The sequence below is a fragment of the Rossellomorea sp. YZS02 genome (assembly GCF_033963925.1).
Lineage (GTDB): Bacteria > Bacillota > Bacilli > Bacillales > Bacillaceae_B > Rossellomorea.
Genome location: NZ_JAXBLY010000003.1, coordinates 139,042 through 154,567, shown reverse-complemented (window position 1 = coordinate 154,567; position 15,526 = coordinate 139,042). Strand labels below are relative to the sequence as shown.

16 protein-coding genes are annotated in these 15,526 nt (G+C 44.6%); 9 read left to right on the top strand and 7 right to left on the bottom strand.

Going from position 1 to position 15,526, the window contains the following annotated elements; genetic code table 11:
• Positions 1 to 123 precede the first annotated feature (123 nt).
• Entirely contained in the window at positions 124 to 576 is a 453-nt protein-coding gene (locus SLH55_RS04820) for a DUF2269 family protein (protein WP_320322827.1), read from the bottom strand.
• Positions 577 to 675: 99 nt separating this feature from the next.
• Between SLH55_RS04820 and SLH55_RS04815 the strand changes: the two genes are divergently transcribed.
• Entirely contained in the window at positions 676 to 1,398 is a 723-nt protein-coding gene (locus SLH55_RS04815; RefSeq protein ID WP_320322826.1) for a 5-formyltetrahydrofolate cyclo-ligase, read from the top strand.
• Positions 1,399 to 1,686: 288 nt separating this feature from the next.
• Here the strand turns inward: SLH55_RS04815 and SLH55_RS04810 are convergent, their stop codons facing one another.
• The 3 genes from SLH55_RS04810 to SLH55_RS04800 form a co-directional block, all read right to left on the bottom strand.
• Positions 1,687 to 2,244, bottom strand: a complete 558-nt coding sequence (locus tag SLH55_RS04810) for a beta-class carbonic anhydrase (protein WP_219167755.1) — start codon at positions 2,242 to 2,244, stop codon at positions 1,687 to 1,689.
• A gap of 23 nt (positions 2,245 to 2,267) precedes the next feature.
• Positions 2,268 to 2,654: a hypothetical protein gene (locus tag SLH55_RS04805; RefSeq protein WP_219167753.1), complete on the bottom strand. Its 387-nt coding sequence runs from the start codon at positions 2,652 to 2,654 to the stop codon at positions 2,268 to 2,270.
• Positions 2,655 to 2,888: 234 nt separating this feature from the next.
• Positions 2,889 to 3,539, bottom strand: a complete 651-nt coding sequence (locus SLH55_RS04800) for a B12-binding domain-containing protein (RefSeq protein ID WP_219167752.1) — start codon at positions 3,537 to 3,539, stop codon at positions 2,889 to 2,891.
• 334 nt (positions 3,540 to 3,873) lie between these two features.
• On the opposite strand from SLH55_RS04800, the gene queF reads away from it, so the two are divergent.
• The 8 genes from queF (at position 3,874) to SLH55_RS04760 (ending at position 12,540) form a co-directional block, all read left to right on the top strand.
• Complete coding sequence (gene queF, locus SLH55_RS04795; protein WP_034761195.1) at positions 3,874 to 4,371, top strand: preQ(1) synthase; 498 nt, start codon at positions 3,874 to 3,876, stop codon at positions 4,369 to 4,371.
• Between the two features lie 439 nt (positions 4,372 to 4,810).
• Positions 4,811 to 5,659: a YitT family protein gene (locus tag SLH55_RS04790; protein ID WP_219167751.1), complete on the top strand. Its 849-nt coding sequence runs from the start codon at positions 4,811 to 4,813 to the stop codon at positions 5,657 to 5,659.
• Positions 5,660 to 5,765: 106 nt separating this feature from the next.
• Positions 5,766 to 7,406 (top strand): DUF2339 domain-containing protein, encoded by a 1,641-nt coding sequence (locus tag SLH55_RS04785; RefSeq protein ID WP_320322825.1) that lies wholly within the window; start codon positions 5,766 to 5,768, stop codon positions 7,404 to 7,406.
• Positions 7,407 to 7,486: 80 nt separating this feature from the next.
• The gene (locus SLH55_RS04780; RefSeq protein WP_307513897.1) at positions 7,487 to 7,600 is read left to right on the top strand and encodes an RAxF-45 family protein; all 114 of its coding nucleotides are present in this window, start codon (positions 7,487 to 7,489) and stop codon (positions 7,598 to 7,600) included.
• Between the two features lie 223 nt (positions 7,601 to 7,823).
• A complete protein-coding gene (abc-f, locus tag SLH55_RS04775; RefSeq protein WP_320322824.1) occupies positions 7,824 to 9,704 on the top strand; it encodes a ribosomal protection-like ABC-F family protein in 1,881 nt (626 codons plus the stop codon).
• Between the two features lie 87 nt (positions 9,705 to 9,791).
• Positions 9,792 to 10,763, top strand: a complete 972-nt coding sequence (locus tag SLH55_RS04770; RefSeq protein WP_219167748.1) for an NAD(P)/FAD-dependent oxidoreductase — start codon at positions 9,792 to 9,794, stop codon at positions 10,761 to 10,763.
• A gap of 79 nt (positions 10,764 to 10,842) precedes the next feature.
• Positions 10,843 to 11,358 (top strand): GNAT family N-acetyltransferase, encoded by a 516-nt coding sequence (locus tag SLH55_RS04765; RefSeq protein WP_219167747.1) that lies wholly within the window; start codon positions 10,843 to 10,845, stop codon positions 11,356 to 11,358.
• Between the two features lie 114 nt (positions 11,359 to 11,472).
• The gene (locus SLH55_RS04760; protein WP_320322875.1) at positions 11,473 to 12,540 is read left to right on the top strand and encodes a nitric oxide synthase oxygenase; all 1,068 of its coding nucleotides are present in this window, start codon (positions 11,473 to 11,475) and stop codon (positions 12,538 to 12,540) included.
• A 48-nt stretch (positions 12,541 to 12,588) separates the two neighbouring features.
• Here SLH55_RS04760 and SLH55_RS04755 read toward each other — a convergent pair whose 3' ends face one another.
• The 3 genes from SLH55_RS04755 to SLH55_RS04745 all read right to left on the bottom strand — a co-directional run bounded on the left by SLH55_RS04755 (position 12,589) and on the right by SLH55_RS04745 (position 14,979).
• Positions 12,589 to 12,816 (bottom strand): hypothetical protein, encoded by a 228-nt coding sequence (locus tag SLH55_RS04755; protein WP_219167745.1) that lies wholly within the window; start codon positions 12,814 to 12,816, stop codon positions 12,589 to 12,591.
• 88 nt (positions 12,817 to 12,904) lie between these two features.
• The gene (locus tag SLH55_RS04750; RefSeq protein WP_226671837.1) at positions 12,905 to 13,549 is read right to left on the bottom strand and encodes a class F sortase; all 645 of its coding nucleotides are present in this window, start codon (positions 13,547 to 13,549) and stop codon (positions 12,905 to 12,907) included.
• 74 nt (positions 13,550 to 13,623) lie between these two features.
• Positions 13,624 to 14,979: a copper amine oxidase gene (locus tag SLH55_RS04745; RefSeq protein ID WP_320322823.1), complete on the bottom strand. Its 1,356-nt coding sequence runs from the start codon at positions 14,977 to 14,979 to the stop codon at positions 13,624 to 13,626.
• Positions 14,980 to 15,526 lie beyond the last annotated feature (547 nt).

The following is a 15,526-nucleotide window of genomic DNA, read 5'->3' as shown; positions in this document are numbered from 1 at the left end:
CATTATTAAGTGTTTATGCGTCAAAATACATATTATGGTAAAAATATGAAATGGACGCTTTATGATTCTTCCTCAAGCCCATAATAAAACCAGCCTGCGATACAAGCAGGCTGGTGACTCAGATTAAAACGGTTTGATAGACATTAAGATAATAAGAATAATAGCAGCACTATGTATAATGATATTGAATGGTTTTAATTCTGAGTTGATTTTTCCATAAGATTCAGGGACGTCGTTACCTTCGTGGGCATGGATGATTTCTGCCATCTGCTTCACTTTTTTCGGCATGATTCCGGCAACGATGAATTGTACACCGATATAAATCACGATGGATGCAATATACCAACCGGCTTTGAATAAATAAGGGTTCAGGATACCCATAATGAGTCCAGTGATGAGTAAAACGATACTGCCGACCTTTGCAAACACTTCTATTTTCTTGCTAAGCTCCAAAGAGAATCTCGCCTGGTGTGACGTTTCGGGTGTTCTCATCACGACGGGCATAGAGAAGCTTGCACCAAGTCCAGCAACTGCAGCCACAACGTGGACAAGAACCAATAGTCCATAAATTGACATGTTATTCACCTCCATATAAGGTAATTTTGAACAGTTTTCATTGTATAGTGAAATAGTACCTGTTTCCAGGTTTTTTGAAAAAAGGGGGAGGAAAAAGTAATGAGTGTGAAAGATGAAATAAGGCATAAAGTATGGAACCGTCTGACAGAAGAGAAGCTTGGCAGGTTTCCTTTCCCATTAGTGGGGAGGATCCCGAATGTTAAAGGGGCCGAGAAAGCAGCATCATTTGTTCAAAGTATGGATATTTATAAATCTGCCAGCGTAGTGAAAGTGAATCCGGATGCCCCCCAGCTTCCACTCAGGGCAGCGATACTGAAAGACAGAAAAACCCTTCTTATTCCCACACCTCGCTTGAAGGATGGATTCGTCATGATCAAGCCTGAATGGGTCCCGGCTGGAGAGGAAAGAAAAGCAGCGAGCATCAAGCATATGAATACATATGGGAAAGTCGTCCCTTTAACTGATGTCCCAAGCATCGATCTCATCGTTGTGGGGTCCGTGGCCATCCATCCCGACGGAAGAAGGCTAGGGAAGGGAGAGGGATATGCCGATCGTGAATACTCCATTCTCCGTGAAATCGGGAACAAGCCCGTGCCGGTGATCACGACGATCAATAGTGAACAGCTGGTAGAAGACGACATCCCAAGAGACTCCTACGACCTCGCAGTCGACTGGATCATCACAGAAAAAGGCATCAGCGAAACCCACACCCCATACCCAAAACCATCTGGAATCGAATGGGACCACGTAACCGAAGACGAAATGGAAAAAATGCCGATCCTGAAAGAACTGAAGGGTTTATCTGGAGGGACGGACCTCTGATTAGAGTTCAGGAACATTGATATAATAGGAATGTTCAGATAAATAGTAGCGATTTTGGAGGTCCGTCCCTCTGAGTAATTAAAAACCCCCTGCAGGCGTAACGCCTGCAGGGGGTTTTTATAGTTATGCTTGTCGGGGCTACCCAAGACGCCTCCGCTTTTCATGGATCCAGCTCCGGCGGCTAGCCCCTCGAGGTCATAACTGAAAAATCCCTAAAGGCAAAAAGCGCCTTCAGGGATTTCCCAGTTATGCTTGTCGGGGCTACCCAAGCCGCCTCCGCTTTTTTTCTCAATACCCCTCTACAACAAGATCCAACTTCCCTGTTTCTGGACTGATGACAAGCCCGTGGACAGGGATCTTTTTATCCATCAACGGATGGTTCTTGATCATGTCGACACTGTGGGCGACGCTTTCCTGTACGGAGTTGAAGCCTTTCAGCCAGTCGTGAAGATCGATTCCTGAGTAATTGACGGTGTCGAGAGTATCTTCCGTAATCCCGCGGTCCTTCATTTTGCTCAGGATTTGATCGCTGTTGATGGCGCTCATGCCGCAGTCGTGGTGACCGATTACAATCACTTCGTCTGCCTGAAGTTCGTAGACTGCCACGAGCAGGCTGCGCATGATACTTCCGAACGGGTGGCTTACGATGGCGCCTGCATTTTTGACGACCTTTACATCCCCGTTTTTCATGTTCATGGACTTAGGTAATAGCTCTACTAAACGAGTATCCATACAAGTAAGAATCACTAGGCGCTTGTCCGGGAACTTAGTTGTCCGGTACTCCTCATACGAATGTTCTTCTACAAATTGTTTGTTGTAATCAAGTATGTTCGTTAATAAAGTCATATCGTCTCTCCTATAAAATAAAGTTATTTCACATTTTGTTGAATGTGATGTTCTATCTCTTTTATTTTATCCATAACTTCTTGTCGATTCCAATCAGATGTGTTGGCAAGTTTTAAATATAATGAAGAAACTTTCGCTAGTACTTCTGTGAGGTTCGGTTCTTTTCTTGGATAAGTGGACTTACCCATAAGGTCGAACAAGCCGTTCATTTGCTCTGACACCTTTTTATACTGGTTGTCCTTTGCAATGATGGCTACATGAAAATACTGTTGCAGGTCTGAAAACTGAAAGAAGAGGTCGAAAAGCTCAAAAGAATCGTTCTTCTTCAAATTCAGTTCCATTTCACCCTGGGTATGTTTATGGATGATGCGGGCAAATTTCGGTGAACTTTCTTCTTCTACAATGGACATGAAATTTTCCCCTGGCATTAAAAAATCATAGCCTGAATTAGAAGCATCTATTAAATTAAACTGCCTATCCAGTAATAGGTAGGGGATAGGGCATAAATGTAAGTTTTCCACATGATCACTCCTTTGTGAAAGATTCCGGACGTCATTGCCCTATGTCGCCACAAAAGACGAAATTACCATGTGGGTTAACAATCTGTAGAACCTCATTTTGTTCGGTTGATGATGGTTAATGAGTTAGCCCTTTAGGGAAACAAGCCCGTCGGACATATCGGTCAGATATTCATTTAGCTCCAACAAATCGTGAAAGCTGGTCACCTTGAATTTATCCAGAAAATCAAGGGAATAGTTGGAAATCAATCTGCCGCCAACGAGTATTTCAACCTCTTCATGATGAGATCTGATTTCTTCTATACACTCTTTTAACCTAGTCAGTTCAGTCGTCATACCGATGGAGATCCCGATGGCATCGGGTTCCCATGCACTGATGAAAGCCAGTGCATCCTTGACAGGGACATTGGAGCCCAGGTAGCGGGTATTCCATTGCTTCTCCTTGAATACTTCGTTTGCAAGTTCGAGCCCCAGACTGTGATGCTCGCCCTCTATACAGAATAAAAGGGCTTTCGGGTGGTTTTCAAAAGCTTCCTGATGGGTAAAAACAGTAGCAAGCAAATATTTAAGGGTTGCAGTGGCCAGATGCTCATCTGCAACGGTAATTTGATTTTTCTCCCAAAGGTCACCTATTCTATACATAGAAGGTTTAATGATTTTCTCGTAAAAAGTAAAGTTATCTATTTTTGAGTGAATGGAAGAGGAATGCAATTCCAATAATGAATGCACGTCTCCCTCGAGAATAGACTTGGTGAAAGCCTTTACCAGTTGATTCATTTACGATCACTCCTAGCAAAAATACCATTTAATATATTCAATGAATTTAATCGAAATTCCTTCTGGAAATTGGATTGACTTTCGCAAAATTCTTATTTATTATTACCTCTATAACACCAATGTGTCACTGGGTTAACTGAGAGAGGTTCATAGCATTAACCCTCTATAAAAAACTATGGTACTATGAATCTGACTTGGACTAATCTGTGCCAAGTTATCCTTTAAGCGTAACAGGATTCAACATATTTTGCAATTTTCCTGCCTGTTCCGTCGATTCTTAGGCTAATGCTATGTCCTCCTTCATTCGTGTCACTATGAAGAGGAGGATTTTTACATGTCTGGACGTAAAGACGAAGATTTAACAGATTTATCATTATTAGGGAATCAAGGGACAAATTACTTATTCGAGTATGCGCCCCATATCCTGGAGGCATTCGACAACAAGCACCCGAATCGGGACTATTTCGTGAAATTCAATTGCCCGGAATTCACGAGCCTGTGTCCGAAGACCGGTCAGCCGGATTTTGCTACCATCTACATCAGCTATATCCCTGGTGAAAAGATGGTCGAAAGCAAATCACTCAAACTGTACCTGTTCAGCTTCCGTAATCACGGGGATTTCCACGAAGACTGCATGAACATCATCATGAATGATCTCATCGAATTGATGGATCCGCGCTATATCGAAGTATGGGGTAAATTCACCCCGCGTGGCGGAATCAGCATCGATCCGTACTGCAACTATGGAAAGCCAGGTACGAAATACGAAACGATGGCCGATCATCGTTTGATGAATCATGATTTGTATCCGGAGAAAATTGATAACCGATAAGCTAGAAGAGACGATTCCTTGGAAGGAATCGTTTCTTTTTTTTGTTGAATGGTAATTATTGTTTATTGGCTGAAATAATCATTGAAACGGCTGTATCTTGCATCAAATCAGCTGGAATAGATGTGTTTTCCGCTGGATACTGAAAGATTCCGGTTCAATTCACCATTAATTGAAAAAACAATTCTCCTCTAAGTATGATGTCATCATTTCTCTAGAAAATGGAATCATCTTGTATAAAAATCAACAATAACTCCCTTTCTTATCCTAACCGGGTGTCTACACCCACCCCATCTGCAAACCCTTCCAATTTTCACAATTATTAAACCTTATTTTTTTAACCGGATTCCCTTTACAAAGGGTCTTTATGGGCTTTATAATCCCGTTGTTCAACCATTTACGGAAAACCAAAAAAATCTTAAAGAAAAAGGAGGTTGCGGTGATGCGACAAAGAATATTTTCCTTCTTAATGATGAATCTGGGTGCATTTTTAGTTTCGGTGAATGTCCATTTTTTCTTATCGCCTAATAATTTAGCGACAGGGGGAGTCAGTGGATTGTCGATCATCATGAACGATCTGTTTCCAGGAATGTCTCTTGGTTTGTTCATGATTATCATCAATGTGATTCTGTTTATCGTCGGTGTGATCTTTCTCGGCTTTAATTTCGGCGCAAAAACGATTTACGCGAGCTTTGCCCTTTCATTCTATGTCTGGTTATTAGAGAGATTTGCTCCAATGAGCGCGCCACTTAGCAATGATATCTTGATTCAATTGATCATTGGTCAGTGCATTGCCGCAACCGGTATGGCCATCGTGTTCAACCAGCAGGCATCAACAGGTGGAACGGATATCATCGCCTTGATCTTTAATAAATATTTCAATATAGATGTGGGCCGCGGCGTACTGTTGGCGGATCTATCCATCGCACTGTCATCGGCAGTCCTGTTCGGTCCTCAAGTCGGTATGTATGCATTCTTCGGTGTCATCCTGAATGGACTTGTCATAGATTATGCATTGCAGCAATTCAATTCGAATAAGGAGATTGTCATCATCAGCCGTTACAGCGATGAAATCAAATCCTATATCGTTCATGAACTTGGGAAGGGTGCGACGATTCATACAGCTACAGGGGCTTTCACGTCCGACGAGAAAGAAGTCATCACGACGATTCTTGGTCGCAAGGACTTCTCAAAGCTGAAAGGATTCATCACTCAGGTGGATAACCGTGCATTCATCACGGTTCACACCATGAACGAAATTCTTGGTCAAAACTTTAAACGATTAGCATAGAAGAGACTCCACCTTATATAAAAGGGTGGAGTTTTTTCGTTTGGTTGAAAAATAAAGGAAAATATCCCAGTCTTCCTGTATAAATAGAAGTAAGGGGGTGGGGATATTGGAAAAAGAAGAATTTGAACGACTGGAGAAAAAAATCAGCTTTCTGGAAAAAGAACTGTATATCGTAAAAAGGCAGCTGATTCAGGCGAAGCGTGAAAACGAATCATCCGTCATACAAAAAGCAGAAGTCTACACAGAGCCGCCAGAAAAGCAGGTGCTTGCCAACGAAACGGAGCACTCCATAGAAAAAGAGCCATTTGACTTTTCAGTGGAGCGCTGGCTTCCAAAAGTATTCCTTTTCGTCCTATTAATAGGAAGCATCTGGGGATTCATGGCAGCTTCCCAAAACGGCTGGGTCACGCCGGGGTTAAGGGTGTTGAGCGGTGCCCTGATCAGTATCGTGATGTATCTATTAGGAGAGAAATACAGCCGGGATCAGCGTAAACTATCCATCACTCTCCTTTCAGGAAGCATTGTCCTTGCGATCATAACACTATTTTCGGCTAACATCTTATACGGTTATATAGGAGGAGTCACCACAAATCTATTTTTGATCGTCATCATATCCGTCGGGCTGTGGGCATCTCATAAGCACGGTTCTCAGTTGATCCTTTGCTTGATCGGGTCCGGAGCCTATCTGTTTCCGTTCATCTTTGCAGGGGACGAACGGAATGAATGGCTTTTTTACGGCTATGAGCTTGTGCTGTTCTTCGTGTTGATGACTTTCAGCACGTTGAAGAGGTACCGGATAGCATGGAATATTCATTATTATTTACTTTATTTTTCCCTGTTCTTCTTTGCGGCATTTGGAGTTGGGGAGATCACATTGACCGTACTGATCCCGTTTGCGATTCAGCATGGGTACATTCTGTTGCTGATTGTCCTTAATCGGGATGAACGGGTGAGTGCCGAGATGATTCCGGCCCTCGTGACAGGCAGCTTCATTCTTCTTGGATTGTTGAATGACATTTATGCAGAGATTCCCCTTCTCTACTATGTGGCGTTCGCAGCTGTGTATATCGGGATTTCCTTCGTTGAACCCAAGGAGAAGAAGCGGACGAAGGATGTCCTGCTTGTCCTTGGATTCCTGCATGTGCTGCTTTTCTTATTTGAATGGTTTGAATACGATTGGCGCTTTGTGCTGGTTGCGATCGAGGCGAATGCCCTGTTGTGGCTTGCGGGTAGAAGGGAAAGTTATGTCAGCCTTGCCGGTTCATTTCTCTTAATGATGTTTTCTTTCTTGGGAATGATGACCAGTGCGTCGGAGGATTTCTTCAATGTGGAATTGCCGATTTTCATCTTTGCATTTACTTATGTATACCTGTTCTCCCGTTTTAACAAAGAGGACTCTTCTTTCTTGAATGTTCCAACGACCACGGTGAAAGTCTTTCTGACCGGTCTCGTCATGTTCTTTGTCCTGCGCTTGACGGATTTCATCGTCATCGGCTGGGAGTACACACCTCGGACGACGGCCTTCACGGTTGCGATCGCATCACTGTCCATCGGCTATCTCATCTACGGGGAAAGCAGGAAGGATGTGTTCTACCGCTGGGTGGGGATCAGCTTCCTGGCTCTTGCCTTAGTGAAATTTTTCCTTGCCGATCTTGTATTCCTGGACTTCACGATCCGTGCCATGATCCTGATTCCAATCGGAGTCATCGGTCTTGTGCTATCGAGGATACTGTATAAAAAGGAATAAACACGTTGCAAAAGCTTTCAGAATAATTATATAATAGAAATATAAAATTTCGTTTATTGATAGAAGGAGGTGGAATTGAGATGGATCGTTCTGTAGGATTGCGTGGGAAGTATTTAGATTTTATTTACCTTTGCCGTGCAATTTTTCATGCATTTGCGTTCAAGGGGACACGTATGCCCTTTTTCAGCAAGTGAATATGAATACTGAACGGTAAGAGGTCTCAATTCCAATCACTTTTCTATGAAAGAATCGGAAAAAAGGGGGCGTTTTCGCTCTCTTTTTTATTTTCTTTTATAAAAGGCGGAGTGCGGTGAACAATCCGCATTTCCATCGGCCATGGGGGAGCCTTCTGCTTCTCCATGGTTTTTTTATTGAATCTCTTACCTCTATATAAAGATACCCGAAAGGAAGAGGACAATGATTATTTGCAGCGCACAGGAATTAAGTAAGATGTTTGGCGGAAATCTCATATTTGAGGATTTATCCTTTGAAATACCGGAAGGATCCCGGATCGGACTCGTCGGTCGTAACGGGACAGGAAAGACGACGATATTTAAGCTTCTATCAGGAGTGGAAACACCGGATAAAGGGCTCGTTCATTTGAAGAAGGGTGCGAAGGTAGGCTACCTCGCACAAATCCCTCAGTACGAAGAAGGAACGAAGGGGAACGACGTCCTAAGATCCGCGTTTTCTGAGCTGATTGGAACAGGCGAGCGGTTAAAAGACCTGGAAAGCAGGATGGGGGCCGAGCATGATACTGAAAAGCTCAACCGATTACTAGAGGAATACGGAAAACTTCAAGATCAATTCACTCTTTCAGGAGGATATGAGATCGAGTCCAATATCGCGAAAATCGTGAACGGTCTTGATATTGAAGAGCTTGTGGAAAAAGACTTCAATGACTGCAGTGGGGGGGAGCAGACGAAGCTATGCCTCGGGCTGATCCTGTTGCAAAAGCCGGACTTATTGCTTCTCGACGAACCGACGAATCATCTTGATATCGGGGCAGTCGAATGGCTGGAAGACTTTCTGAAAGAGTATGAAGGAACCGTGATGTGCATTTCCCATGACCGTTATTTCCTCGATCACGTCATTAACAAAGTATTTGACTTAGAGGACGGCGAGCTGACGGTTTATCATACGAATTACTCCGGGTTTGTGAAGGAAAAGGAAGAACGTTTGATGATCGAGTTCCAGGCCTATCAGGAGCAGCAAAAGAAAATCAAGAAAATGAAAGAGGCCATTAAAAGGTTGAAAGAATGGGCGAATCAGGCCAATCCCCCGAATGAAGCCCTCCATAAACGGGCACGTAATATGGAACGGGCCCTGGAGCGGATGGAGAAAATCAAGAGGCCTATCCTTGACCGTAAAAAGATGGGATTGGAATTTGAGGAAAGTGATCGAAGCGGGAAAATCGTGTTTTCCATGGAGGATGTTTCGAAAGCCTATGGAGAGAAGATCTTATTTGAAGATGCCGGTCTTCACGTCCATTTCAAGGACCGTACAGCCATTGTCGGTCAGAATGGAACCGGGAAATCGACGATCATCAAGATGCTCCTCGGGGAGGAATCCGAGGATAATGGTGTAGTGAAGCTCGGAAGCAATGTGAAGCTTGGGTATTTATCTCAGCACTTTACAGTGGCAGATCCCGCTGTCAGGTTGATTGATGCCTTTAGGGAAGAGGTACCTGTAACGGAAGGGGATGCCAGACATATTCTTGCCAAGTTCCTGTTTTACGGCCCGAATGTGTTCAGGAAGGTCGGCCAATTGAGCGGTGGGGAAAAGATGAGACTCAGACTTGCACAACTCATGCATCAGGACATCAATTTCCTTGTCCTCGATGAGCCGACGAACCATTTGGATATCGATTCGAGAGAGGTGCTTGAGGACGCACTGGAAGATTTCAAGGGCACGATCCTCGCCGTATCCCATGACCGTTACTTTTTAAATAAGCTGTTTCATAAAACGTATTGGATTCATAGGAAGAAGCTTTACTACTTTGACGGCCCGTACAGCTGGGCGAAAGAGAAGCTTCCTGAAATTGCACCTGAAGAGCCTGAGGTGAAAGTAGTCAAGGGAGCGGAGCCTAAAGCGGTCCAGGAGAAACCGAAACCTTCCCGAAAGATGGAAGAAATTGAAGCGGATCTTGAACGGGTGGAAGAGGAAATCTTCTCCATCGATGAAAGGCTTCTCTCCGTGGAAGATCTGGACGTCCTTCAAGAGTTGTACAAGGAAAAAGAACAGAAAGAACAGGAACGAAACCGGATGTATCAAGATTTAGAAGAATTTTTGGCGTAATGAAAGGGAGATGACGACAGGAGTCATCTCCCTTCCATTTTTCCAGATGAAATTCGTATAATGAAAGCAAAGAGAGGATGAGAATACATGACAACCAAAGAAGTGATCATTATCGGAGGGGGCCTGTCGGGAATCATGGCGGCGAGGGCACTGTTCGAAAAAGGGGTAGAAGATATCCTCATAGTAGAGAAGAGCAGAAGCGTCGGAGGGAGGCTAGCCACAAGGCGAATAGGAGAAGGAAAGGCCGACCACGGAGCCCAGTTCTTCACCGTCCGCTCCGGAGAGCTCCAACAGAATGTAGATAAATGGCTCGAGGAAGGGTGGGTGAAGCGATGGTTTGGAAACCCCTATCCCCGATACACATCCACGGGCGGTATGAATGCCCTTGCCAAACAACTGGCCGAAACCATCCCCGTCAAACTGAACACGAAGGTATCTGCCATTCGCGACGGGAGGGACGTACCTCTTGAAATAGAACTGGAAAGCGGAGAAAAAATCCTCACGAATCATTGTATCGTAACGGCTCCCGTACCCCAGGCATTATTGCTGTTGCCGGGGATGACTGAACCACTGGTTTCCACTATTTCATTTGCCCCTTGCTTTGTTGGTATGTTCACATTCAATGGATTAAGCAGCATCCCCTCACCGGGACATACGGATGAGAATCTGCCTGAAGGGGTTGAGAGGGTGGTGGATCACCATAAGAAAGGTATTTCCCAGTCGGTCACTGTCAGTGTATATATGACGGGGGAGTGGGCGAAGAAGAATGAAACGCTCGAGGACGACGGAATACTGACTGAAATCCAAAGGGTGGCAGAACATTATCTTGCAGAGGGAAGTGAGATTGCAACAGCAGAGTTGAAGCGTTGGAGATATGCTGAAGCAGAGACGGTGATGCGCAGCCCGTTTGTCGAAGTCGGGACAAGTAAAAGGATCATCATCTGTGGGGATGCGTTTCTCCGTGAAGATGACGAAGCAGGGAGGACGCGCTTTGAGAGCGCTTATTTATCGGGGATTTCAGCTGGGGAAAGGGTTGCCTGCAAGGGGAAGGGAATTTGATCCGTCCGCATAACGACCCTGCTCAGGACAAAGACTATAATGGATACATAAAAATCAATGGATGAGCAGGAGATAAACGATGAATATACACTTAATCAAGGCAGCCCGTGAACAGCTCGACACCATAATGGACGTTTATATCAGGTGCAAAAAGGATCTGGATGAGAAAGGCCTTCTTCAATGGAACGATGAGTATCCAAGCAGGGAGTACTTTGAAGAAGTGATGGATAACGGGAACCTCTATGTGCTCATGGTGGACGAAGAGGTGGCAGGATCCGCCACTCTGAATGAATGGCAATCCCCTGAATGGTCGGAAATAGATTGGCAGCTTGATGACGAATGGGTGATTCACGCCCTGTTTCTCGATCCCCTTCAACAGGGGAAGGGCCTTGGCAAGACGTTCATGGAAAAATGTGAGGAACTTGCCGGGGAAAAAGGCTACAGAAGTATCCGGCTGGATGCATACTACAGAAACACAGGAGCCAACACTCTCTATGAAAAAATGGGGTATGAGTATAGGGGCTCTGTTTATTTCACCTCTAAACCTGAAGGACATCAGGAATACAGATGCTATGAGAAAGCCGTGAATCTCTAGAATTCAAGGGTTGTTCAAATGTACCAAGGAAAAAGGTATGGGAAAAATGGTATACTTGAAGGTACAGTATGCGCTGAATAAGATAGTAGGGAAGCGATTATATTGACACCGATTATGGATGAGGCGAAAGCCTTCATTGAACAAGTGTTTATGGAACTGAATAAAAGCGAAGCAGACATCGCGTTTCGATTACAACAAATAGAAAATGAAATTGCTACAGAAGGAACTTATACCCATACAAACGAAGAGCTTGTCCTTGGCGCCAAGATGGCCTGGAGGAACAGCAATCGCTGCATCGGCCGATTGTTCTGGAATTCGTTGAACGTATTTGACGAAAGGGAAGCTGCAACCGAGGATGAGGTGTTCCAGGCGTTAGAGCGCCACTTGGAATTTGCGTCCAACGGTGGAAGAATCCGCCCGACGATCACGGTATTCAGACCGTCCCATCCCAATAAGCCTGACATCCGTTTATGGAATCACCAATTGATCCGGTATGCGGGTTATGAGGATGATGGTCACTACAGAGGGGATCCCCATTCTGTCGAGTTTACGAATAAATGCCTGGAGCTTGGATGGAAAGGGCAGGGGACGGACTTCGATGTTCTGCCTTTCGTCGTGCAAATCGGGGACGAGCCCCCGCGAATGAGTAACATTGAGCCCCATCTTACACTGGAAGTACCTCTCCGTCACCCTGAATTTGCCTGGTTTCGGGATCTCGGATTGAAGTGGTACGGCGTCCCAATCATTTCTGACATGGAGTTGAAAATCGGCGGGATCTCTTACAAGGTTGCCCCGTTTAACGGCTGGTATATGGAAACGGAAATCGGTGCACGGAATCTTGCCGATGAGAACCGCTACAATTTGATCCCGAAAGTCGCAAGCTGCATGGGACTTGATACATCAAGAGCGGCTACATTATGGAAGGATAAGGCAATGATCGAATTGAATATCGCCGTGCTTCATTCGTTTAAAGAAGATGGGGTAAGCATTGTCGATCATCATACGGCTGCTCAGCAGTTCCGCCTGTTTGAAGAAAATGAAAAACAAGCTGACCGTGATGTAACCGGGGACTGGACGTGGCTGATCCCGCCTGTTTCGCCGGCGACGACCCATATCTTTCATAAAGAATACGAGAATACGTGGAATTCGACCAATTACTTCTATCAGGAGAAACCATATTGAAGAAAAGCTGTTTTCTGTGAATGTGCAGAGAACAGCTTTTTTTGAGGACTATAATGTAAAAGGCGGACGCTTCGAAACTTCGTAATATTGGAACCAGAACCTGAACTCGTCGAACAAAACAGTACAATCGAACTTGAAATTCTCAAAGAAATCCTCGAGTAATTCGGCGTCGGCATCGTCCATGATGCCGGTCACATAAAGGGGAGTCTTGAATCTCTTGTATAAATCCTCATATCCATAGAAGCCGAACAGATCTTCCAACTGCTCCTCGTTCATGGTATCACCTTCCTTACTGATAGGATTTCTATTCCTTCTAAAAATATCCATAAAAAAACAGCATCGGAGGGATTCCGTGCTGTTTTCATCAGGATTTCAATTCGGTGTAGACGACAAGCCGCTTGCTATAATTTCGTGCAGAGTGGTCAAAGTCTCCTGTACAGGTGATGAGATTGAGAGAACTTGCAGCGGAATACCCAAAGATTGATTTCAAAGGGGCGTCGTCCCAGGGATATTCTTTCTTATCCATGACAATAAACGTTCTCTTTTCTCCAGCCTTATCTTTAACGATGATTTCGTCACCTTTTGAAAGCTTGTTGAGCTTATAAAAAACAGCTGGACCATTTCGGCTGTCCACATGACCACCAATCACAGCATTACCGGGTTCGCCGGGCTTGTAGCCTCCCTGATACCAGGCAGTGGTCTTAAAACTTTCCGTTACGGCCATTTCGCCATTTTCTTTCAATCCAACTGCTTCTATGGATGTGGAAACACCAATGGCAGGGATTTCGATGGTAGCAGGTACGATTCCGCTTCTTTCATCTTTAATGATCGTATCTGCAAATGGAGAAGGGGAGGTTGTGGTACTGGCCATCTGAGTTGTTGGTTTTTCCTGCTTCTCTGCTGTTTGAGTAGTTGCCTTATCTCCTGTGGAATTGGAACTAATTCCAGCGGAACATGCAGAAATGGGCAATAGTACAAGCACAAGCAGTACAACCCTCATAGTATACATTATGTGAAGCCACTCCTTTCATCTTCACACTGGGGGACGGACCTATTATAGGTCCGTCCCTCTCATGTTAAAGATTATTGTTTATGTGAAGCGTATTTTTTCATTCCGAGTGTTGTTCCACCAGCGATGATCAGAAGGGCTGCAAGAAGGAATTCGAATGGGAATCCGTTTTCATCAGCGGTTCCGCCCATACCTGTGTTAGGCATTTCTGAAGGCATGTTGGCTTTGAATTTGTCAGGGAATTGATCAGCGAAAGCACCTGATAATCCTTTTGCCGGGTTCAGCATATGCTCATATGCCATACGGATTCCGTCCCATGCTTTTTCATAGTCACCTGCAGCGTAGCTGTCGAATGCGCCAGTCAGTTGTTCTACGTGCATTTGAAGACCGTCTGCTAAGGCATCGGATTTCAAGCGGCCGTCTGTAGCTGTTTCAAGGAATTTAGAGAATTCAGCGCGGTATCCATCAAGATTCTTGATCGCTTCTTGTTTGGCAGCTTCATCTTCAGCACCCGTTGCTTTTACATAGTCCACGAAGAATCCGATATGCTTCGTCCACATTTCTTTGAATTGGTTACCGGCCTCTTCACCATATACTGATGCGATGGCTGCAGAAAGATCTTCTGTGTTGGCATTCAGCGCATTAACCGAAGCGTCAAAGTCTTTGGACCCGTCGATTCCGTTTTGCATCGCCATCGTCGCAAGGGCAGCATGCTCGGTTAACAGATGATTAAGAGTAGAGCGTAAGTCCGTTGCCGGAGTCACGGCCATCGTGTTTTCAAATTTGTCCGGATATTGGTCTGTAATCGCACTGGATAGTCCTTTTGATACCATGGCCATATGACCGATCGCTTCACGCTCGTATTCGTAAGCCTTTTCATAGTCTCCTGCAACATAGCTGTCAAATGCGCCGATTAACTGGTTGATATGCATTTGAAGCCCTTCTGCTAAACTATCAGATTTCAATCTTTCACCAGTAGCAGTCTCAAGGAAATTAGAGAACTCTTCTTTATATCCTGCCAGATTCGCAAGAGCTTCATCTTTGGCAGCCTGGTCATTCGCACCTGTAGCTTTTACATAATCAACGAAGAATCCGATGTGATTTGTCCAGATTGTGTTGAACTGATTCCCGGCTTCTTCACCATATACAGAAGCGATTGCGCCTTTTAAATCGGCAGCGTTATCGTTCAGTGCACCGGCTGCCGCATCGAAATCTTCTGCGCCTTCTGCTCCACGTCTCATGGCTTCAACGGCTAAGTATGCATGTTCAGTAAGTAAGCGATCCAAAGTTGTTCTTAATTCTCCTGCCGGTGTATCCACTTTGGCATCATGAGAATGATCTTCACCGTTATGTGCTGATACTGCACCTGCAGTTGGAATTAGTAGTGTCATACTTAATGGGACGGCTAAATAACTTTTTTTCATTTTCATAAGTAAATCTCTCCTTTTGATTTTTTTATATTTTCATAGAGCTAACGACAGAAGTTTTAACATGGATCACTTTTTTAAAAACTTTTTTCAATTCTTTTGAAAAGGCTGTTTTCGCAAAGATTGTTGCATTGCATCCAAACTTAGATTTACGATGCTCTGTCATTTAGGTTGTGGTGCAGGAGGGTGAAGGGAACTGCTCCGCTTTCCACGGACGTTCGGCCGAGCCTCCTCAGCACAATTCGCTTCCGGGGTCTCGGCACGCCCGTTTTCCGTAGGAGTCTACGCAGTTCCCTTCACCCTCTAGAGTAGTAAGTGTTGACAGAGCAAAACGGTGTGTGACCATCCGTTTAAAAAGAGTAAAGGACTATTAAATAAAATCAGTCACTTCATCGAATGAAAAAGCAGTGGCATACGCAATCTCTCCATTTCCTTTGTGATAGTCAAACTTTTCGTCAGTTGATTGGAGCGGAAAGCGAGCACCTGTAGCGGAAATCAACCGCCACTCGCTACATCCAAAAGCAACAAGTTTACGAAAACAGCCTTTGAA

Coding starts and splice junctions, on each gene's coding strand:
- SLH55_RS04750 (WP_226671837.1), bottom strand. CDS start 13,549: ATGTATACTATGAGGGTTGTACTGCTTGTGCTTGTACTATTGCCCATT.
- SLH55_RS04765 (WP_219167747.1), top strand. CDS start 10,843: ATGAATATACACTTAATCAAGGCAGCCCGTGAACAGCTCGACACCATA.
- SLH55_RS04800 (WP_219167752.1), bottom strand. CDS start 3,539: ATGAATCAACTGGTAAAGGCTTTCACCAAGTCTATTCTCGAGGGAGAC.
- SLH55_RS04805 (WP_219167753.1), bottom strand. CDS start 2,654: ATGTCCATTGTAGAAGAAGAAAGTTCACCGAAATTTGCCCGCATCATC.
- SLH55_RS04760 (WP_320322875.1), top strand. CDS start 11,473: ATGGATGAGGCGAAAGCCTTCATTGAACAAGTGTTTATGGAACTGAAT.
- queF (WP_034761195.1), top strand. CDS start 3,874: ATGTCTGGACGTAAAGACGAAGATTTAACAGATTTATCATTATTAGGG.
- SLH55_RS04790 (WP_219167751.1), top strand. CDS start 4,811: ATGCGACAAAGAATATTTTCCTTCTTAATGATGAATCTGGGTGCATTT.
- SLH55_RS04820 (WP_320322827.1), bottom strand. CDS start 576: ATGTCAATTTATGGACTATTGGTTCTTGTCCACGTTGTGGCTGCAGTT.
- SLH55_RS04780 (WP_307513897.1), top strand. CDS start 7,487: ATGGATCGTTCTGTAGGATTGCGTGGGAAGTATTTAGATTTTATTTAC.
- SLH55_RS04770 (WP_219167748.1), top strand. CDS start 9,792: ATGACAACCAAAGAAGTGATCATTATCGGAGGGGGCCTGTCGGGAATC.
- SLH55_RS04755 (WP_219167745.1), bottom strand. CDS start 12,816: ATGAACGAGGAGCAGTTGGAAGATCTGTTCGGCTTCTATGGATATGAG.
- SLH55_RS04815 (WP_320322826.1), top strand. CDS start 676: ATGAGTGTGAAAGATGAAATAAGGCATAAAGTATGGAACCGTCTGACA.
- SLH55_RS04810 (WP_219167755.1), bottom strand. CDS start 2,244: ATGACTTTATTAACGAACATACTTGATTACAACAAACAATTTGTAGAA.
- abc-f (WP_320322824.1), top strand. CDS start 7,824: ATGATTATTTGCAGCGCACAGGAATTAAGTAAGATGTTTGGCGGAAAT.
- SLH55_RS04745 (WP_320322823.1), bottom strand. CDS start 14,979: ATGAAAATGAAAAAAAGTTATTTAGCCGTCCCATTAAGTATGACACTA.